This window comes from Lactococcus garvieae subsp. garvieae (assembly GCF_029024465.1).
In the GTDB taxonomy this organism is placed as follows: domain Bacteria; phylum Bacillota; class Bacilli; order Lactobacillales; family Streptococcaceae; genus Lactococcus; species Lactococcus garvieae.
Genome location: NZ_CP118950.1, coordinates 1,402,307 through 1,420,981, shown reverse-complemented (window position 1 = coordinate 1,420,981; position 18,675 = coordinate 1,402,307). Strand labels below are relative to the sequence as shown.

Annotated in this window: 22 protein-coding genes and 1 other RNA gene; 14 read left to right on the top strand and 9 right to left on the bottom strand. The window is 34.1% G+C overall.

Annotated features, from left to right (window positions below; genetic code table 11):
* The first annotated feature begins 9 nt into the window (after positions 1-9).
* The 4 genes from PYW30_RS07035 (at position 10) to PYW30_RS07020 (ending at position 3,185) form a co-directional block, all read left to right on the top strand.
* On the top strand, positions 10-378 hold the full coding sequence (locus PYW30_RS07035; protein ID WP_023889215.1) for a GntR family transcriptional regulator: 369 nt from the start codon (positions 10-12) through the stop codon (positions 376-378).
* Positions 375-1,232, top strand: coding sequence for an ATP-binding cassette domain-containing protein (locus PYW30_RS07030; RefSeq protein ID WP_023889214.1), 858 nt, complete (start codon positions 375-377; stop codon positions 1,230-1,232). Before PYW30_RS07035 ends, PYW30_RS07030 begins: the two co-directional genes overlap by 4 nt.
* The gene (locus tag PYW30_RS07025) at positions 1,233-1,961 is read left to right on the top strand and encodes a hypothetical protein (RefSeq protein ID WP_042218754.1); all 729 of its coding nucleotides are present in this window, start codon (positions 1,233-1,235) and stop codon (positions 1,959-1,961) included. It begins immediately after the preceding gene.
* 348 nt (positions 1,962-2,309) lie between these two features.
* Positions 2,310-3,185, top strand: coding sequence for a S8 family serine peptidase (locus tag PYW30_RS07020; protein WP_143467451.1), 876 nt, complete (start codon positions 2,310-2,312; stop codon positions 3,183-3,185).
* A gap of 443 nt (positions 3,186-3,628) precedes the next feature.
* On the opposite strand, the gene PYW30_RS07010 is transcribed toward PYW30_RS07020, so the two are convergent.
* Positions 3,629-4,090 (bottom strand): universal stress protein, encoded by a 462-nt coding sequence (locus tag PYW30_RS07010; RefSeq protein ID WP_042218757.1) that lies wholly within the window; start codon positions 4,088-4,090, stop codon positions 3,629-3,631.
* Positions 4,091-4,105: 15 nt separating this feature from the next.
* Positions 4,106-5,713, bottom strand: coding sequence for an LPXTG cell wall anchor domain-containing protein (locus tag PYW30_RS07005; protein WP_232254551.1), 1,608 nt, complete (start codon positions 5,711-5,713; stop codon positions 4,106-4,108).
* 445 nt (positions 5,714-6,158) lie between these two features.
* Between PYW30_RS07005 and PYW30_RS07000 the strand changes: the two genes are divergently transcribed.
* From PYW30_RS07000 to ffs, 5 genes are all read left to right on the top strand, one after another.
* Positions 6,159-6,830 carry a YoaK family protein gene (locus tag PYW30_RS07000; RefSeq protein WP_042218759.1) on the top strand — a complete coding sequence of 224 codons (672 nt, stop codon included), beginning with the start codon at positions 6,159-6,161 and terminating at the stop codon, positions 6,828-6,830.
* Positions 6,827-7,561, top strand: coding sequence for an MBL fold metallo-hydrolase (locus PYW30_RS06995; protein ID WP_042218760.1), 735 nt, complete (start codon positions 6,827-6,829; stop codon positions 7,559-7,561). Before PYW30_RS07000 ends, PYW30_RS06995 begins: the two co-directional genes overlap by 4 nt.
* Positions 7,561-8,052, top strand: a complete 492-nt coding sequence (gene tadA / locus PYW30_RS06990; RefSeq protein WP_031285782.1) for a tRNA adenosine(34) deaminase TadA — start codon at positions 7,561-7,563, stop codon at positions 8,050-8,052. The genes PYW30_RS06995 and tadA overlap by 1 nt, the downstream gene beginning before the upstream one ends.
* A gap of 78 nt (positions 8,053-8,130) precedes the next feature.
* The gene (locus PYW30_RS06985; RefSeq protein ID WP_042218762.1) at positions 8,131-8,592 is read left to right on the top strand and encodes a hypothetical protein; all 462 of its coding nucleotides are present in this window, start codon (positions 8,131-8,133) and stop codon (positions 8,590-8,592) included.
* 53 nt (positions 8,593-8,645) lie between these two features.
* An RNA gene (ffs, locus tag PYW30_RS06980) (signal recognition particle sRNA small type) lies at positions 8,646-8,743 on the top strand.
* Between the two features lie 68 nt (positions 8,744-8,811).
* Here ffs and PYW30_RS06975 read toward each other — a convergent pair.
* From PYW30_RS06975 to PYW30_RS06945, 7 genes are all read right to left on the bottom strand, one after another.
* The gene (locus PYW30_RS06975) at positions 8,812-10,014 is read right to left on the bottom strand and encodes a tyrosine-type recombinase/integrase (RefSeq protein WP_052370183.1); all 1,203 of its coding nucleotides are present in this window, start codon (positions 10,012-10,014) and stop codon (positions 8,812-8,814) included.
* A 59-nt stretch (positions 10,015-10,073) separates the two neighbouring features.
* Positions 10,074-10,286 carry a hypothetical protein gene (locus PYW30_RS06970; RefSeq protein ID WP_042218795.1) on the bottom strand — a complete coding sequence of 71 codons (213 nt, stop codon included), beginning with the start codon at positions 10,284-10,286 and terminating at the stop codon, positions 10,074-10,076.
* 5 nt (positions 10,287-10,291) lie between these two features.
* Entirely contained in the window at positions 10,292-10,891 is a 600-nt protein-coding gene (locus PYW30_RS06965) for a replication protein (protein WP_042218764.1), read from the bottom strand.
* 166 nt (positions 10,892-11,057) lie between these two features.
* A complete protein-coding gene (locus PYW30_RS06960) occupies positions 11,058-11,666 on the bottom strand; it encodes a hypothetical protein (protein ID WP_042218766.1) in 609 nt (202 codons plus the stop codon).
* Positions 11,663-12,739, bottom strand: a complete 1,077-nt coding sequence (locus PYW30_RS06955; RefSeq protein WP_042218768.1) for an FtsK/SpoIIIE domain-containing protein — start codon at positions 12,737-12,739, stop codon at positions 11,663-11,665. The genes PYW30_RS06960 and PYW30_RS06955 overlap by 4 nt, the downstream gene beginning before the upstream one ends.
* Positions 12,739-13,059 carry a hypothetical protein gene (locus PYW30_RS06950; RefSeq protein ID WP_042218770.1) on the bottom strand — a complete coding sequence of 107 codons (321 nt, stop codon included), beginning with the start codon at positions 13,057-13,059 and terminating at the stop codon, positions 12,739-12,741. Before PYW30_RS06950 ends, PYW30_RS06955 begins: the two co-directional genes overlap by 1 nt.
* 120 nt (positions 13,060-13,179) lie before the next feature.
* Positions 13,180-13,644: a hypothetical protein gene (locus PYW30_RS06945; RefSeq protein WP_042218774.1), complete on the bottom strand. Its 465-nt coding sequence runs from the start codon at positions 13,642-13,644 to the stop codon at positions 13,180-13,182.
* Positions 13,645-14,061: 417 nt separating this feature from the next.
* Between PYW30_RS06945 and PYW30_RS06940 the strand changes: the two genes are divergently transcribed.
* Genes PYW30_RS06940 through PYW30_RS06920 form a run of 5 tightly spaced genes read left to right on the top strand, consistent with a single transcriptional unit; the run spans position 14,062 to position 18,541 of the window.
* Positions 14,062-14,202 carry a hypothetical protein gene (locus PYW30_RS06940; protein ID WP_155269390.1) on the top strand — a complete coding sequence of 47 codons (141 nt, stop codon included), beginning with the start codon at positions 14,062-14,064 and terminating at the stop codon, positions 14,200-14,202.
* 1 nt (position 14,203) lies between these two features.
* Positions 14,204-15,244 (top strand): DNA adenine methylase, encoded by a 1,041-nt coding sequence (locus PYW30_RS06935; RefSeq protein ID WP_042218776.1) that lies wholly within the window; start codon positions 14,204-14,206, stop codon positions 15,242-15,244.
* Entirely contained in the window at positions 15,228-16,154 is a 927-nt protein-coding gene (locus PYW30_RS06930) for a DNA adenine methylase (protein WP_042218778.1), read from the top strand. Before PYW30_RS06935 ends, PYW30_RS06930 begins: the two co-directional genes overlap by 17 nt.
* Before the next feature lies 1 nt (position 16,155).
* Entirely contained in the window at positions 16,156-17,919 is a 1,764-nt protein-coding gene (locus PYW30_RS06925; protein WP_042218780.1) for an AlwI family type II restriction endonuclease, read from the top strand.
* 25 nt (positions 17,920-17,944) lie between these two features.
* Entirely contained in the window at positions 17,945-18,541 is a 597-nt protein-coding gene (locus PYW30_RS06920) for a transcriptional regulator (RefSeq protein WP_042218782.1), read from the top strand.
* Positions 18,542-18,675: the final 134 nt, after the last annotated feature.

Sequence of the window (18,675 nt, the reverse complement as noted above, 5' to 3'; positions counted from 1 at the left end):
AGGAGTAATATGGACTTTAATTTTGAGGGGGACGCCCCTTTATACCAGCAAGTTGCTGATGAGATAGCAGAAGGGATATTTAATGGCTCTTATGAAGAAGGGACTCAAATTCCTTCAACAACAGAAATCTCTAAATTATATAAAATAAATCCAGCGACTATATTAAAAGGGATGAATAAATTAGTTGAAGAAAATTTAATTGAGAAAAAAAGGGGACTTGGGATGTTTGTAAAAAGAGGAGCTCAACAGACTTTAATGGAAAAAAGAAAAACTGAATTTATCAATCAAAAGTTGTTGAGCGTCTTAGAAGAAGCACAAAAACTAAACATTTCTCAAGAACAGTTAATCAGATTAATTAAAGGAGGTTATGAAAGATGAGTTTAAAGATAAAAGAAATAAGTAAAACATATGGAAAAAATATAATACTAGACAATGTTTCAATTAACATTGAGCCACAAAAAATTTATGGATTGTTGGGGAATAATGGAGCAGGAAAAAGTACTCTATTAAATATAATTAATAATAGAATTTTCTCAACTACAGGAAAAGTAGAGCTTTCTGGAGAAAGTATATTTGATAATGAAAAATATTTGAATAGAATATATTTAATGAGTGAGGATGATTTGTACCCTTCTAAGTTAAAGATAAACTCGTTATTTAAGCTAACAGAAAAATTCTATGGTGAATTTGATTGGGACTTGGCACATCAGATGTTAGAAGAATTTGAATTAAATCCTTCTAAGCACTTAAATAAATTATCTACGGGATATCGCAGTATTACAAAGCTAATCGTAGCTTTATGCGTTCCATGTGAATATATATTTCTTGATGAGCCTGTCTTAGGTTTAGATGCTAATCATCGCGAAATGTTTTATAATTTTTTACTTGATACGTACCAGGAAAGATTACGAACATTCGTAATTTCTACTCATTTAATTGAAGAAATATCCAATTTATTGGAACGAGTGATTATTCTTGATAAAGGGAAAATCATTGATGATAAAGAGCTTGAGCAGTTACTTTACGAAGCATATGTTTTATCTGGATCAACCAACGAAATAGAAGATCTTCTTAAAGATGTTCAAGTGTTGGATAAAGAAGTATTAGGTGGGGCAACTACAGTTTATATAAAAGGACATATAACTAGAAAAAGTCTGGGAAATATAAAAGTAACTCCAATGAGTTTACAAGACTATTTTAAAAAAGTAACAAGTAGAAAGAAGGCAAAATAGATGAGATATAAAACAGCAGTAGAATATAGACTCTTGAAACAAATTATTTCACTTGGAATTTTTTTTCTTTGGTGGATTTTATTTGGTATAGCTTTCCCTGTGATTGGAATTCTGGTTTCGGGAGCAAAGACAAATTTATCTGCGGATATTTCCATACCTATAATAATATTTTCAATCATTATCTCATTTATCGGTGGGGGGTCAGATTTCAAATTTTTTATACAGAATGGTCTCAGTCGTTTCAATATTTTCTTAGTAAATTTAACAAGTATTACTATAACTTCACTTATGACTTCAGTATTAGTTTTCTTTCTATCAAAAATATCATTTGAGAGTCTAGATCTGTCTGTAATGATAATCTCTAAAGGGTTCTACTATAATGATAACCTATTTGTAAATATACTCCTTCTTTTTGTATTGTTTTTCTTTTGTTCATCTTTAGGTTTACTTATTGGTACGTTAAATGATATGCTTACAGGATTAAAAAAAATAATTGTATTACTTTTGGCCATGAGCATTCCTATCGTTGCAGCAATACTTATTCAATTGGGAGGAGAAACAGTACAAATGCATATTATTGATTTCCTAAAATATATCTTAGGCTATTCTGAACAAAATACTTTATCTTCTATACCTCTAAGTGTTACTTTACTCGTACTTACAAGTATTATTTATGCTCTACTTTTAGTACTTACCCAGCATCATGAAATTCGTCACAAAGGTGTTTAAGAAAATTTAAGCAAAAAATTAAGCTCATAACTTAATAGTTATAGCTATAATGAAAATACCGAGGAGAACTGAATCTCTTCGGTATTTTATTATGATAAAAAGATTTGTCAATAAAGTTTGGTTTTCTGAACACTAAAAATCATACCTACTTTAGATAGCACAGTTTTAATAAAAAAGATAATTCCACTACAAATGAAATCGATTTAGATATTTTAGAAATATTTAAAATATCTAAAGAAAAAATCCAGCTTAAAGTTAAGCTGGATTTTTTCTTTATCCGACAACTATTATTTTCAAAGAAAATGTAGTCAAATTTGTAGTCATTCAAAAGATTTATATTGCTACACTTTGAAATTAAAAATTTCAAGAATCGCTCTAAAATCAATTTTTGAACATCAATTGATGTCTAATGAATACTTATTTAACTTCTTTAATAATACACGAATTATTCCTAATGATCCAAGCTGGAAAGTATTATGGGGGTTAGAAAAGATTAGTATGCCTCAGGCATGGGATATGAATACAGGATCTGCAGAAGTAAAGGTAGCAGTTATAGATTCTGGTATTGATTATACTCATGAAGATTTATTAGGGAACGTAAATGCAAGCCAAGGATATGATTTTGTAGATGATGATGACGATCCAAAAGATGAATATAGCCACGACACACATGTTGCGGGGACGATTGGTGCTGATACTAATAATGGAGTTGGGGTTTCAGGAATAAATTGGAATATTGAAATGATTCCTCTACGTGTACTAGATGATGCTAACAAAGGAAAAAATTCAAATTTCATCAAAGCTATTAATTGGGCAACCGAGAAAAACTATCCTTTAGTCAACTATAGTATCAGTTCATCTAGTTATAGTCACTCTCTTGAAGATGCGATAGAGAATTATCCGGGACTTTTTGTTACATCAGCAGGAAATCAAGGAGAAGACTATGCGACTACCCCACGTTACCCTGGGTGTTTAGATATTTCTAATATGATTACAGTAGGTAACTCTAAAGAAAATGATGAGCGAAGCTCAGGTTCAAGCTATAGTAAAACGGGAGTGGACCTATTTGCTCCAGGAAATAATATATATAGTACACTTCCAGGGAATGAACATGGCAACAAAAGTGGTACTTCAATGGCTGCACCACATGTTACTGGTAGTGTAGCATTAGCACTTTCGCAAAATAAGGCCTTAACTACAGAAAAGTTAAAAAAAATATATTGAAGTCCGTTGATAAAAAGGAAACTTTAACTGACGTTTGTTCAACAGGTGGTCGTTTAAATACAGAGAATTTATTAAAAATATCTCAATAAGATATAAAAGATGGCACTATTGTACAAGTACTTGGTAATTTGGTTTATTTTAATAATGTAACCTACTCAAAAGAGAGATTATTTTTTCATATCGAGAGATACTTAGGAGAATTACTCGAGAGACTACAAAACAATCATGACAAGCTTTACCTGTAGATGACATCAGCTTAGAAGTCCATAAGGGTATTGATCCATTTCTACGCTTCGAAGAAGGTGGAGCGCTTTGTCAAATAGGGCCTTCTGAAGATAATTTAGATTTTGAACCTTCTGTAAATGAAGCCGATACCGTTTTTGTTCCTGCAGGAACTTGACACATTGATACTTTCTTAAGTAGAACCATGAAATAAACCTCCCCTACTTCAAGTAGAGGAGGTTTATAATTGAAGTTATACACCTTACAATCAAAACATCACAAGGTGCATGATCAATAACATAATGTGTGGCGGAACCTAAAAGAAGATGTTCAAAGAAATCAGCTCCCGTTGCTCCCATAACAATCAAATCTGCCTTCTCTTCTCTGGCAAAATCTACAAGTTTTCGTTTGGTATTCCCTGTCAGCTCCTTGGTCGTAAAGGTGATTTCAGGGTTGACCAGACGCGCCGCTTCAAGGAGACTTCGTTTAGCAATCCTATCAAGCGCAGGAATTTCTTCCGCTCCTGCATTAGAAATTCCATAGAACCTTCTCATATCCTTAACCATAAGGAGGATCAGTCGGTCGAGTTCTGGGCAGGCTATTTTATTTGCCTCTTGAACGGCTTTGTAAGATTGTTCTGACCCATCAACTGCTACAAGAATTAAATTTGAACGTTTCTCCATACTTGCCTCCTTACTTTATTTCTTATTTATAAAGCGATTTTTTTCATTTTTTCTATATAGAGCCATCAAAACTGCAGTTAAACCTACTGTTCCTGCGCCTATTAGCACAAGATTTTTGTCTTTTTCGCCCGTTTCAGGTAATGCTTCTCGGAGCTCCTGTACCTTTTGATTTTCAGCAAGGAGCTGATTCATCTTTATCTCTGAAATCTGTACGGAAGGAGCAGAAGGGTTCACTTCGATGTGTAAAGGAGGGAGGGGTATTTCCCCTTTTAACTGTTTTGGCACATCTTTTTTCTTTTCCTGCTTCTTGACGACAATTTCTTTTTCTCTTTCTTTTTCTTGTTCTTTTGGCTCATTATATCGTACGGACTTAAATTCTACAAATTCAGGCGGTAAATAATCTGCGATTAAGGGAACATCTGTTGTATAGATGGGCACAATTTGAGGTTGTGCTTGCATAGGATCCGCAAGACTTTCTCCATCCTCTCCAACACCCACAAGATATAAGAAAGCATAGATCTGTCCTTTGCCTTGATAGCCCTGGTTAACTGCAAGCAGCGTTTCTTCAATGATTTCTCTTTCTTGTTGTGTTAAGCCTCCAAAAGATGTAATATGATTGTTTTGGTCCAGAACCTCAAGGCTTCCTCCCTCTCCCTCTTGAATAGTCTCAAAAGTAAATTGATCATCCAGTAACATCCATGTGGTCACTTGAGTAATCGCCCTATAATTGCCATCAAGTTGGCCAAAAGTATCGTACAAGTAATTATAGGCAGAAATAATACGAGCATATTGTTCTGGTGTCATATCTCTTCCACTTTGGGAAGCAAAATCATTGTCAAAAGGGCTTACATCTAAGAGATAACCTACGCCTGTATTCCCTGTCCCTTCACCTGCAAAGTGGTGAGACCCTAAATAGGCACAGAAGGAAGGAATACTATTTTCGGGATTCCCTTTTAAGGAGATGCTCATATCAAAGATATCCGCATGCCCCTTAGATGTCCAATTATAATTGCCTGCCTGCTCAAAGATACGTCGCCATTCTGATGGAACAAAAGAATAATTGACTTGGTAAAGTAGACCACTTTCGTAATCAAAGCCCATCTGCGCCAAAATCCAAGAAGTGATATCCTCACCTTCAAAGAATTGATTTCGCTGCTCTTTAATAAGGTTGAGCAAGTTATAGTCGGCAAGAATAAGAGCATGGGCTTCTTTCAAAATCTCATAATCTAATTCTAAACCATCAAAAAGTATATCCAATTCTTCTTTACTCAGAGAATTTTGAGCATTTTGATAGTAATCTACCTTCGCTTTAAATTCACTAAGTTTTTGGTTGTATAAGTAGAGTTCTTGAAGGTATAAATCAATAGTATCGCGATAATTTATTTCTAAATCCAGACTCCACTGAATTTGACTGGCTTGTAGCTTCTCTTGTAATGCGAAGATATATTCAAAATCATTTTCCAGAGCTGCACTCAAATCTGCTGGAATGATTAAAGAAGATTCATCTGAACGCTTGGAATTGGCTTTCACTATGATATTTCCTACTCCTTTGGTATTCGCACCAAGTAAAATTCCTAGTGCTGCAGCTCTAATTACTTTATGTGTTGTTTTATGGCTAATCATGGGGCTACCTCCTTCTATTCGTCTCTTAATTTTATTATTATCTCATTATCTCATAATATTTTAATGAAAAGAAATGTTATGGGAAGTTAACCTTTCCACAAAATATAAAATGAACAGGGATGGATGTATAAAGGTTTCTCGTAGGTATATTAATTTCAATACCATACAAATTTTGTCTCATTTAGAGGAGTTCTGATAAAAGTTATTTTTATCCTAGTTGAGAGCAGAATTGGAATAAGGGTTTTAAAAGAATAAGTAATACAGGCTTGGTAACTCTCCCACTCAACCTCTTAATACTTTGTTTTTGCTCTACACCTTAAAGAAGAGGAGTTAATATTTTCTACCAGTGCCAATTTTGCAATTAAAAGAAAAAAGCCTCTCCGTAGAAATAAGAGGTTGTGCCAGTAGAGAAGCTAAAACGAGACAGGAATGTTATAATAAGTATATGAACACTGAAATGAGAGAAAAACTAAGGGTAGCCTCGCTCTTAGCGATGAACGCGGGATTTATAGATGCTTTTTCCTTTTTCCACTTTGATGGCCGCTTCATCGGTATGCAAACGGGGAATATGATACAGGCGGCTGTTTATTTAGCCAAAGGAAATTTTGTACGTGTAGCGGATTTTATCATTCCTGTTCTCTTCTTTTCTTGTGGGGTAATTTTTAAAAATATTTATTCTTATTACTTAATGAAGAAGAATAAACCGGATACGATTTATCTGCTTTTATTACAGTGGACAGGTGTGACTGTTTTTACCTTGCTCTATGCCACGGTTTTAAAATTGCCCGTTTCCATTTTTGTTGGCTTTTTATCATTCTTCATGGCCATTCAGCACGATACTTTCAGTAAAACAAGAGGGCTTCCTTACGGAAGTATCATGATGACCGGGAATTTGAAATCAACGATGGTCAACTTAACGAATTACGCGTTGACACATGAGCAACGTTACTTGCAAAATTTCCGTGTCTTTGCCAGTCTGGTTGGTGCTTTCTTCCTAGGGACTATCTTGGGTACTTATAGCGCCGATATCTTTGGCAACTGGACATTACTTGTATCTAGCACATTTTTAATTATCGTTTACTTTATGTTAAGGTTTGAAAGAGAGGAGAAAATATGAAATTAACAGCACTTGGTGTTTGGGGCGGTTATCCCACACGTGATGCAGGAACAACTTCTTATTTATTGCAAAGTGAAGAAGGATATAATCTTTTATTGGATGCAGGATCACGTGCTGTGACGGAACTTGAGCATGAGCTTTCACCCAATGATTTGGATGCGATCATCTTGAGTCACTACCATGAAGACCACATAGCAGATTTGGGCGCTTTGCGTCAATACCGCCAGTTGCAAACAGTGAAACCAGAGATTTTGCCTATCTATGGCCATCAGGAAAATGAATATGAGTTTTCAAAATTATCTTTGGAAAATGTCAGTGAAGGAATTGCTTATGATGTCGAAAAAGGCACATCTGTCGGCCCCTTTGATATTCAATTCTTAAAAACAGTGCATCCAGTCATTTGCTACGCGATGCGTATCGTCGAGAGAGCAACAGGACAGGTTTTGGTTTATACAGGCGATACAGGTTATTTTGCTGGACTTGTCGATTTTTCCAAAGATGCAGATATTTTGTTGGCTGACGTTTATTTCTTCAAAGATAAAGCCAAGATGCCTAATCATTTGTCCAGTGTAGAAGCAGGAGAAATAGCAGCACAAGCCAACGTCAAAAAATTAATTCTCACACACCTGCCACAAGTTGGAGATTTACAAGTATTACGTGAGGAAGCACAGGAAGTTGCTGGAAATATACCGGTGGACTTGGCTCAGCCCCATATGAAATGGACAGTGTAATGGAGTTCAGTCAGCAAGAAAAAGAATATTTCATGCAGCAGGCTCTGCTTGAAGCCCACAAGGCAGCAGCAAATGAAGAAGTGCCCATCGGTGTGGTCATTGTGCGTGAAGGGGAAATAATCGCCCGCGGCTTTAACCGGCGGGAGCTCGATGGACGTGCCACTCACCATGCGGAGATTTGTGCGATTGAAGCTGCGAACGAAGCTGTGGGGAACTGGCGCTTATTAGACTGTGCCTTGTTTGTTACTATTGAACCTTGTGTCATGTGTGCTGGAGCCATTGGTTTAGCCCGCATTCCTCAAGTATACTTTGGCGCAACAAATCCCAAGTTTGGAGCAGCTGTAAGTTTGTATCAAATCTTGGAAGATAAACGGCTCAACCACCGTGTCACTGTGGAAAGTGGCATTTTAGAAGCAGAGTGTGCTGATATCATGAAAGTTTTTTTTCAAGAGCGCAGGAAAAGAAATAAAGAAAAAAAAGAGCAGGTGTAACTGTTCTTTTTTAGAGGAATTTTCTGCAAGTTTTTGTTACCATATACAAAGGATAAAATAGAAAAACGAGGACACCTCATGGACATGGAAAAAACTCCCAAGCAGCGCTACAAAGAAGAAACAGCACCTTATCGCGCGTGGCTCAATAGTATCAGTATTCCTATTGGACTGATTGTCCTTTTTATTGCTGTATTCCTTGGGTTTACGATCAATGCAGCAGGATTAATTCTTGTTATCTTTGCTATTGTCACCCATATTGGTTATGCACGGATACATGCACCTAAAATCTGTCACGTAGCCCCAATACTTTACTATGTTTACAATGTGTTGTCAATTTTTTATGTGATGACGCTCATCGCGCAACCCCAAAGTAGTATGCTTGTAGCCATTCTTTCCTTGATAAATTTCGTCATATTGATTTTGGTGATTGTCTTTTATTTCATCGGGGCAAATGCCATCAAGAAACAATTTCCGACCATGAAAGAAGATTATGAACGTGCTATGGAAGTTTATAAAGGGCGGAAAGCATCAGGTCAATGACAAAATCTTTGAGAGAAAGTCAAAGCTTGTCAAAACAAGAAGAAGTATGTTATAATAAATTTCGGAGCAATAAGTTTCTTACGAAGCGTGTCAGGACCTGACGGTAGCAGCACTAAGTATGGAGCTTATGTGCTCTTTTTTGTTTTGCAATTTCCATGCTTCATGAAAGATTCATCAACAGCTCACAAATGCGATAACAGTAGGGCTGGGAATCCTTTTTTATTTTTCTCGTGATTCACGATGTTCAATCATCTTTGGGGATTTCTTGGGGATTTTTTGTTCCTCAAAATTTTGTCCCCATGAAGTGCTGTAATCCAAGGCTTGGCGCAGGGTTACACGATTTTCAGGTAAAATATGTGTGTAAACTCCCATCATCATCCGAGGGTCTTTGTGTCCAACACGTTCCATAATCATTTTTTCAGGAACACCCATATCAACCAAATAAGTAACGTGAGAATGTCGAAGCATGTGTAGGGAAAAATAATCAGGATTTTTTCCGAAAAGTTGAGCTTTAGCACCTTCATATTTCAAGTATTGGGTTAGACCTGTATAATGAATGTGCGGACTTTTTGACGTAGCAAAAACAAATTCACTCCTGTAAATTCTAAAGTTTTGAACAATTTCAACGCAACGAGCGTTAATATCAATCACACGAACTGAATCAACAGTTTTAACATTTCCAAGCTGGTTTGTTCTAAAGTTCCAACTTTTTGTAATTGAAAGTTTTCCGTCAAGAATATCAACATCAGACCATTTCACTCCAAGTGCTTCCCCGATTCTAAGACCTGTCCAAAATAAAAATTCAATGAGGTCTATTTTTCGTTCAGTTTCATCATCGTGAGAATCATGCCTCATCTGTTTAATAAGAAGATTGAATTCTTGCAAACTAAAAAATTTTTGCTTTAGCTTTGCAGCACTCTCCTTTGTCCAGCTGTCTTTAGGTAAATCTAAGCGTTCAATCGGATTAGAATCAATATATTCAGCGATATAAGCATATTTGAAAATACTATTGATTCCACGTTTTAAAGCGTGCATTGTTTTGACTGATTTTGAATTATTGACTATGTAGTCTTGTAAGTCACGAGCTTTTATTTCTTTGATTTTTCTGCTTCCAAATTGTTTGAGGAAAACGTTGATGAAGCAATTTTCCTGATAATAAGAAGAAGGAGCAAGTTCCATTTTTCTTTTTTTAGTTGATTGAGCAAAAACATCATTGACCGTCATCTCTTTGATTAGAACAATGGCTTTTTCATCTTTTTGAAGTTTTTCTTGAATCTTCCTTTCAATAGCATTAAACGCTTCACGTTGAGCTTCTCGAGATTTGGAGTTCATCGTAATACTGACTTCACGCCAGGTACCATCTTTATCTTGATATTTCTCACGAAAACGATATTTTCCATTTGGCATTTTTTTAATGTTCATAGTTTTTCTCTTTTCTTTTAAAAAAGAGAGTAAATAGATACTCTCATTATAGCATATTTTTAAAGGCTTTTAAGACGATTCTCTGATTTCCAACGTAAGAAATCTTCAAATCCAGAAATGTTTATTCTGACGGATTTCACACCCCATTTGAGAATAATATTCTCAAAATCTGGATTCCTACGAACCTCCGTCAAAATATTATCTAGAGTATGAGGCGCAATGCTGAATAGCTCAGCAATTTCAGATTTTTTTGCATAGATTTTTTCAGTCATTTTCATCATCTCCATTTTTTATTTGTTTTTTTGCGTCTTGGATTATGACGCCTTGAATCAAGAAATTTTGCAAAGAAATAGGTTTTATTGATTATTAAATTTAGTAATAAATAGTTATTTGCTCGTGCATAATATACTAATTCTTCAAATTCGGTGAAGTCATTACTTTCGATCAAATCAATGATTTCATTCAATAATTCACCAGATTCTTGTTCTGCGAGAAATTTATCCAGCTCAAATCCACAACCAGACTCAATATCGTCAATACTATAAAGTGTTTTTTCAGGATTTTCCGCATGAATAAAGTAGTCATACATTCCTTTGGGACTCATTACGACTTCAACGTGAGCAGGTGTGTTAAGCTTTGCGGTCAATAAATCTGAAACCTGTGAATAGCTTTTGAGGGTTTCAAAGAATAATGCACCGTGTTTATGGGATTTTTTAAACTCGCCAGTTAAGCGGTTTATATCTCTATCATGCCAAGGACTTAAAATAAAGGGAACGTGCAATTCTTCGAGTATATCTAGATAGTCCTCTGGTGCAGATTCTTGGTAGATAAGAAATGCCCATTTATTTGAACGTTGGTCTTTTCTCTTTTCGTTCATAATATTTTTCCTTTCGATTATCAGGAGATTTTTTTGGGGATTTTCGTAATAGTTTTTGATTACTGATTATTGAGCTAATGGGGGTCGTAGTAACCCCATTAGCTCAATAATGTTTATAAAAAGTGGCGCTCTTGCCTTTTGCTTTGCAAGGCAAGCGCCACCTGTTTTAACGTCTTGTCCCAATAATCCAAATTCTGTTCTTTACCCGATAAGGCTTTGAAAAATAGTAATCCAGATTATAACTCGAAACTTCCTTTATAATTTGGGCTTCCATATCGTATAAAATCTTTTGAGCTTGCCCGCTATTAGGGACGTAAAGTAGTACGGAAATCTTATCTCTCCTTATATCTACAACCTCTTTTTGTACGGAACGATTAAAATTTTGGAGTATAGGGTTGATAGAAGTGCTTTTTTGATTACCTTCGGATAATTCTTTGCGTTCGCTTTGGATTAAAAATCTTCGTAATGTGTGAGTTCGCCAAACTGAGCGGAAATAATTTTGAGCTGAATCGTTTGATATACGGTTCACAAGCTCAACTCCAATCAAAACTAAAATGGCAAAGGTCAAAATAGTTATTCCAAAGTTTAAATACTCGATTCCTTTTTCTAAGAAGGGATAGAACTCAGAGGGAAGTATTGATTGAATTGATACAATGCTGTCAGAAAAATAGATTTCAAAAAGATAAATTGAAATACTGATTACAAACCCAATGAAATTGAGGAGTAATAATTTTCTAGTCAAGTTGAAAGTCTTGATAAAATACGTTTTTTTCATAGAATGCCTTTCTTTGTGTAGTAGGTTGGACAGAGCAATGGCAAAACAGCATAGGGGTGTTCATTATCAATAACCATGATTAAGCCCGTCCCCACACCAACAGGAATAACGATTCCATCAGGGTTAAGGTCTGGAAACAAAAATTGCACCGTTTTACTGTTAATGTTTCCTACTTGCAATAAAACATTAAGCTGTTCACGAACGGATACAGGGATTGAATTGTAATCAAAGCGCTGAGAAACTAAGAGGAGATGCACTTTCGTTGCTCGACCAAGTAATGCGATTTGCGAGAGTAGCGAAAAGAATGATTCTTTGATATTTTTATTCGTTCCCTCAGATAAAGCGAGAACTTCATCAATAACCACCGTTAAATGTGTAAATTTGTGTTCGGGGTTATCATAAAGAAGTTCTTGCCGTTGATAAATGAGTTGTAAACAACCGCTTAATGCTTCATTGATTTGAGAAACAAAATCAGATTTGGATCGATTTTGTTCAGGATGGATAACCTTAATATTATTAAGCCTTGCCCATCTTGATGGTGTATCAAACTTAGGGTCAATAATGATGAGATCTGAAATTGGCTTGAGCATGGATAAAAAATAGGTCAAAGCGTAAGATTTACCAGAACCGCTATTTCCAGCGATGGCAATTGAAGTGACCTTTTCATAATCAATGACAAGGTTTTCCATGATTGGGATGGTTGTTCCAAGATTAGAATTTGCGAATTGTTCTAAATCAGAGATGACCAGACGTTTTGAAATCCCTTTTTTCCAAGGAAAATAAAGTCCACGCTGAGTGTGAATATCATCTGTTTCAAAAGGGACAAAGTAAGCTGAATTTTGTTTCAACAGCGTATAACGAGGATACAAAGCAGCGTTAGCAATAAGAAAAATTTTCTGATAGAGTTCATTATCAATAACATATCCCGAAGGTAAGCGGGGAATGAATAAGAATCCATTTTCCCCAACCTTACAATCGAAACTTTGCGTGTAACTTGTTTCTCCTTGAATCTGTGAACCTAGTGCCATATTCAGACTCTGTAACAAGTACTGTTCGAGTTGTTTATTTGTCATTATTTCACTTCCTTAATATCATTGGCACGAAAGTAGATGTTATAGCTGACTTCACAGGCTTGAATGTCATCAAAAGTAACTACTGATAAATAAGGAGGGAGCTTAATTTGATTTTCAAATTTGACTTCAAAAGGTGGAAGCCCGCTTTGAGAAAACCAAGCCTTGTAAGCCGCGACTTCACCTGTCCGTTGATTATCGACAAATTTCATTTGTGGCTCAAGCTCAACACTGAGCGAATGAATGGGTTTTGAGTAATCCAAGATACTCTGAGCAAATTCTGAAGAATAACCTGATTGACGTTTTTGAAATTTTGCTTTCATTATGATTCCTCCTGAATCGAATAAATTTATAAATTGTAATCGCTCGGTTTGCATCATGAGCTGGATGTTTTACCTCCTTACATAAGTAACGGCGACAAAAAAAGTGGTTTTTCAACCACTTTAGAAATTTTTTCTGATTTTTTTGTAAATTTTTTCCCTTCGTTTACGAATTGCTTCGGGGCTCACGTTTTCTTCACGAGCAATTTTTGATAACTCTCCCCGTGTATTCACACGTTTAATAAAAATTATTTCTTCGATAGTGAGCAACTCCCAAATGTCATTGAGTAAGTACTGTTCAGGTGATTCGTAATCAACAGGCGGAATATTTGCTTGTGTAGCGATAGCCGTATTATCTAAAGATTGAACCCAATTTTTATCTCCATGAACGTTTGATTTTTTGCGGAAATCAGGATTAGCATTTTTATTGTTTGAGTAGATAAATCTATCATCTGCTCGATGTAGTTCATTTATCCATTCTTGCGTAATCTCATTTTCATCTGCTTTAAGAGTGATAGATTTTCCTTGAATATCTGTATAGGTGTAGCTTTCTCGATTTTTACTCGGAGTTTTGATAAAGTCTTTCATTTTTCTCTTTCTCGCCCGAGGACGGAAAGAAACAAGCTCAGAGTTTGACAAAAAAGTACATCAAAACAACGGAGAATCAGATAGTGAGTAAGTGACTGATGTCACTTCACTATTTGTTTCAATCCGTCCATTTTGATGGCCATCATATTTGGACTATTTTTATTTACAAGCTACCTTGCACCCCTTATTCTACTAAATCTAAAAAGGTATTCCCATGACTTATCAAGTCAATTGAAAATAGCATAATATAGCTATTTTTCACGAAAACACGCTTAGAAATTAGGACAAGTCTAAGAAACTGATTGACTTATCAAGTCAATTTTGGAACAAAAAATTTAATTTATTTTTTTCAATTAGGTTATCGATAAAAATGGTATAATAGAAGTAAATGCTTGATATATATATAGGAATTTTAAAATGATAATTAGACAAGACAAGACAAGACAAGACAAGGCAGCAGTAGTTGATTTCTATGCTTTTTTAGAATACTCAAAAAATCCATCAATTTTATTGATGGATTTTTTTGCACATTCAATATCAGTTGGAGGTGTAGCATAGTATGGCTAATAATTTGTTAAACGGAAAATACAACCTTGAAAATAGAAGATACATAGGAAATAAAAATAAACTTTTAGATTGGATTTCTGAGTTAATAAAAGATAATACAAAAGGAAAAAGTTTTTTTGATGTATTTGCTGGTACGGGTGTTGTAACAAAGAGAATGAAGAATCAATTTGAAACTTTTATTATTAACGACTTTCTATTCTCTAATAATGTTATATACAAAGCTTTTTTTGGTACAGAGAATTTTGATTCAACCAAGTTGTATTTGCTGCAAGAAAAGTTCCAAAAGATAATCACAAATGAGACTGATGACGATTATTTTGTAGAAAATTTTGGAAATAAATTTTTTAGCGAAACTGATGCACGGATTATTGGAGAAATACGAAACTTAATTTCTAAAAATAATGATATAAATGAGCGAGAGAAGGCAATTTTAGTTGCTTCATTATTGTATTCTTTGGATAAAATTGCTAACACTGTGGGTCATTATGATGCGTATCGAAAGAAAATTCAAATTGAAAATAGGTTTAAATTCGAATTGATCAATATTGAATCAGAAGAAAAGAAAAATATTGACATATATAGAAAAGATGCCAATGAATTAGTAAGAGAGGTATTTTCTGATGTTACATTTATAGATCCTCCTTATAATTCACGACAATATTCTCGTTTTTATCACGTTTTAGAAAATATAGCTAAGTGGGAGAAGCCAGAACTATACGGTGTTGCTATGAAGCCTAAAGCTGAAAATATGAGTGAATATTCAAGAAGTACAGCACCACAAGTTTTTGAAGATTTAATTATGAACTTAAATACAAAATATATAGTAGTTACATATAACAATACATATAAATCTAAAAGTTCGAGTTCAAAAAATAAGATTACTCATGAACAAATCTTAGAATCTTTAAATAAACGTGGAAAAACTCAAACATTTGAAAAACCGTTTCAATTTTTTAATGCGGGGAAAACAGATTTAAAAGAACATAAAGAGTTTGTATTTATTACGGAGGTTTTAAATGAAGCTCAAAGATAGTCCTATTCGCTCGCCTTTATTTTATGTGGGAGATAAATACAAGTTGATGCCACAACTGAAAAATTTATTTCCTGAAAATATTGAAACTTTTTATGATGTTTTTTGTGGTGGTGGTTCCGCTTCCCTTAATACAAAGGCTAAATTCTATTCAATGAATGATGTTGATGAGAAAATTATCAATCTCCATCTCCACTTACAAAACAATTCGAAAAATATAGAGCAGTTTATTTCACGAATGTATAATGTGATAGATTACTACGGTTTAAGTTTGTCTGAGCGAGGGAAAAATAAAGAAATAGAAGATTTGAAGAAAATTTACGTTAAAACATATTTTTCAAAATATAATAAGCAAGCTTATCTTAAAGTTCGAGAAGACTATAATCTTAACCAAACAAATACTGATTTATTGTATCTTCTTCTAGTCTATGGCTTCAATCATATGATTAGGTTTAATAAGGAAGGGAAATTTAATCTTCCAGTTGGTAATGTAGATTGGAATAAAAACGTAAGCCAAGCATTAAAAAATTATTCAAATTGGTTCATAGAGAATCAAGTGGAACTATCAGAAGGATTAGATTTTGAAAAATTCGTGAAGAAGCAAGAGTTCAAAGAAAACGATTTTCTATATTTTGATCCACCATACCTGATTACTTTTAGTGATTACAACAAACTTTGGAATGAACAGGAGGAAAGACGTCTTTATAATTTATTAGATGACTTGGACTCGAAAGGTATCAAATGGGGGCTATCTAATATGTATAGACATAAAGGAAAAGAAAATCAAATTTTAAAAGATTGGGGGAAAAAGTATCAAGAATATTCTATTCAGAGTAATTATATTTCAAGATTTGATAACACTATAAAATCAGGTAGCCAAGAAGTATATATAACCAATGTGAAGGAAGGTTAAAATGGCAAAGAAATTAAGAAGGAAACCTATATCATTTAATACTACGTTGAGAAATCCTAGTAGAATACCACAATTCATTTCAATATTGAGTATGTTCGAGGGGAAAGTTATTGATGAAAAAATTGCTTTAGAATTAGAAGGCGAGATTATCAAACAAAAAATATTTGAACCAACTCAAGCAACTATGGGGACATATAAGAGAGAATATCATAAAAAATTCCACTTTGAAGCTGATGACCAATCTATTGAAGCTGAACAAAAAGTTAAGAACTATTACAAAGAATGGGAAGAATCAGAAGCAGGAGAAACATCTCTTGATAAAATAATATATTTATTGAAAAATACTATGACTGCTCACAAAGAAGCTGGCTGGAATGGTGGGTGGGAATCAAGGATTCATACTCAATTTAATTTTTTGAACGAATTAGGGTTTGTAGAAGTTATAAAAGGAAAAGAAATAAAAATTTCTGCTAACGGTAAGCTAATGATTCAAGAATATGAAGAAGGGTATCCTAAAGAGGGTTATGATGAATCTTTTGAGCAATCTGCATTTTTAAACGCATTTTCAAAATATCAAATAAATAATCCATATCGAAGCAATACAATTTCAGTTAATTTTTTTCCCCTTGTATTAAATGTAATCAAGTATCTTAAAGAAGAATATCAAAGACCGGGTATCTCAAAATATGACATTCCTTTTATCATAGCTTGGGGAAATGATGATTATGAAGCATTAGCAGAAATAATATATAAATTTAGAGAAAAATTTGGCTATAATACTTCTAATGAATTGGTTTATGAGTATGCTATGAATTTATTAGATGAGAGGACAGATAATACAGTATTAGCTCCTGCAAGTAAAGAGTTTATTGAAACAAAGAAAACAGACTATAAATTTGAGAAAATAATGACAGAAACACCAGATGAAGTGATTCGTAAATTGAGATTGACTATGCTTGTTTCACTTCGTGGAGCTGGAAGATTTATCGATATTAACTCTAATGAGAACGAGAAAATTCAACATATTTTGGAAAATTACAGTAGTAATAGAGATTTTTCAAAAAGTAAAGAAGAATATTTTGAGTTCATGGGAAGAATTGATGAAAAGCTACTATTTACTTCAGGTGTTGAAGAAACTGTTGAGGCCAAAACAGCAAAAGAAAATGCTATAGAAGAGTGGGCTACAAATAATGATTGGGATTTCTTGAAAGAAGAAATGATAAATAGCGTTGAGAAAAAATCAAGTTCTCATTTTGTTCTAAAATATGTCAAAGAAACAGCACGTTTAGAATTTTTATCAGCAATAGTTATGAAAAAAGCTTTGCCTAAACTAAAGGTTGTTGCGAATTACAAAGCCGATGACCAAGGCATTCCTTTTAATACTGCAACTGGTGGGCGAGGTAAAAAAGTGGGAGCGGATATTGACGTGTTTGAGAACTCTGTACATGCGATTTTAGAACCCACAATTTCAAAACAAAGAAGTTTTCAAGTTGAGCATGAACTACCTTCAATAAGAAACCATGTAATAGAAACAGCCAAGAAAGATAAAGAAAATACCGACTTTAATGAATGGTTTTGTTTATTTATCGCTTCTAATATGGCGAGAGACGTGGGAGACCAAATTGCTGCAATTAAATTTATCAGTAAGAACACTGTAGAAATCTATCCATGGGATATTGAAGATTTTGTAGAGTTTTCTAAGAACGTAAAATCAATAAAAGATTACAAAAAGATACGTCCATATGCCCAACCTCAGGTAATTTGATTTCAAAATAATTCAAGGTTTTAGAATGAGAAAAATAATAGAGTATTTTAGACGATTATGGAAACGTTTAGCCGAAGTGTTAAATGAATCACATCATGGATATTTAAATTTTAACTTTGTTCTTAAAATTTTTGATAAAGAAGATAAGAAAAAATCTTCTAATCGTGTCAAAAATTCTGAGGAGGTTGAAGCAAAGGAAAAAGAATTTGACACCCAGATATTAGAATTTAACAAAGATATGGAAGGTTTGGTTACACTCGTTGATAGCCTCCCAAATAGTGTAGGAAAAACTTTAAAAGTTCTTATGGATTGGCGAAATATGACCGAAGCAGAATTATCAGAGGAGTCATTAGTTGGAACGAAGGCTATTTCCAATACAATAAATGGGAAGACCATCCCAAAACTTGAAAATATGATTGCCTTTTGTATAGGATTAAGTTTACCTCCTATACTGAGCAGAAAATTTCTTGGCTTAGCTGGTTATACGTTGAGTTTATCAATTCATACTCATATTTATTATGCTATTATTTTAGATGGCTGTAGTCACCTAAGAATTAGGGATTGCAATAAAATATTAGAAAAAAATGGAGTAAGAACATTGCCATATAAAATTGAAAAATGAGTATGTTGAAAAAAGTCAGTCCACTTGTAATTTGGACTGACTTTTTATTATCTATTTACTCTCTTGGGGATGTTTTTGGGGATTTTCTATTTTTAGATTTTTTGATTGCTTTGTTGTCGGGGATAGGAGCTGTT

Coding starts and splice junctions, on each gene's coding strand:
- PYW30_RS07035 (WP_023889215.1), top strand. CDS start 10: ATGGACTTTAATTTTGAGGGGGACGCCCCTTTATACCAGCAAGTTGCT.
- PYW30_RS07030 (WP_023889214.1), top strand. CDS start 375: ATGAGTTTAAAGATAAAAGAAATAAGTAAAACATATGGAAAAAATATA.
- PYW30_RS07025 (WP_042218754.1), top strand. CDS start 1,233: ATGAGATATAAAACAGCAGTAGAATATAGACTCTTGAAACAAATTATT.
- PYW30_RS07010 (WP_042218757.1), bottom strand. CDS start 4,090: ATGGAGAAACGTTCAAATTTAATTCTTGTAGCAGTTGATGGGTCAGAA.
- PYW30_RS07005 (WP_232254551.1), bottom strand. CDS start 5,713: ATGATTAGCCATAAAACAACACATAAAGTAATTAGAGCTGCAGCACTA.
- PYW30_RS07000 (WP_042218759.1), top strand. CDS start 6,159: ATGAACACTGAAATGAGAGAAAAACTAAGGGTAGCCTCGCTCTTAGCG.
- PYW30_RS06995 (WP_042218760.1), top strand. CDS start 6,827: ATGAAATTAACAGCACTTGGTGTTTGGGGCGGTTATCCCACACGTGAT.
- tadA (WP_031285782.1), top strand. CDS start 7,561: ATGGAGTTCAGTCAGCAAGAAAAAGAATATTTCATGCAGCAGGCTCTG.
- PYW30_RS06985 (WP_042218762.1), top strand. CDS start 8,131: ATGGACATGGAAAAAACTCCCAAGCAGCGCTACAAAGAAGAAACAGCA.
- PYW30_RS06975 (WP_052370183.1), bottom strand. CDS start 10,014: ATGAACATTAAAAAAATGCCAAATGGAAAATATCGTTTTCGTGAGAAA.
- PYW30_RS06970 (WP_042218795.1), bottom strand. CDS start 10,286: ATGACTGAAAAAATCTATGCAAAAAAATCTGAAATTGCTGAGCTATTC.
- PYW30_RS06965 (WP_042218764.1), bottom strand. CDS start 10,891: ATGAACGAAAAGAGAAAAGACCAACGTTCAAATAAATGGGCATTTCTT.
- PYW30_RS06960 (WP_042218766.1), bottom strand. CDS start 11,666: ATGAAAAAAACGTATTTTATCAAGACTTTCAACTTGACTAGAAAATTA.
- PYW30_RS06955 (WP_042218768.1), bottom strand. CDS start 12,739: ATGACAAATAAACAACTCGAACAGTACTTGTTACAGAGTCTGAATATG.
- PYW30_RS06950 (WP_042218770.1), bottom strand. CDS start 13,059: ATGAAAGCAAAATTTCAAAAACGTCAATCAGGTTATTCTTCAGAATTT.
- PYW30_RS06945 (WP_042218774.1), bottom strand. CDS start 13,644: ATGAAAGACTTTATCAAAACTCCGAGTAAAAATCGAGAAAGCTACACC.
- PYW30_RS06940 (WP_155269390.1), top strand. CDS start 14,062: ATGATAATTAGACAAGACAAGACAAGACAAGACAAGGCAGCAGTAGTT.
- PYW30_RS06935 (WP_042218776.1), top strand. CDS start 14,204: ATGGCTAATAATTTGTTAAACGGAAAATACAACCTTGAAAATAGAAGA.
- PYW30_RS06930 (WP_042218778.1), top strand. CDS start 15,228: ATGAAGCTCAAAGATAGTCCTATTCGCTCGCCTTTATTTTATGTGGGA.
- PYW30_RS06925 (WP_042218780.1), top strand. CDS start 16,156: ATGGCAAAGAAATTAAGAAGGAAACCTATATCATTTAATACTACGTTG.
- PYW30_RS06920 (WP_042218782.1), top strand. CDS start 17,945: ATGAGAAAAATAATAGAGTATTTTAGACGATTATGGAAACGTTTAGCC.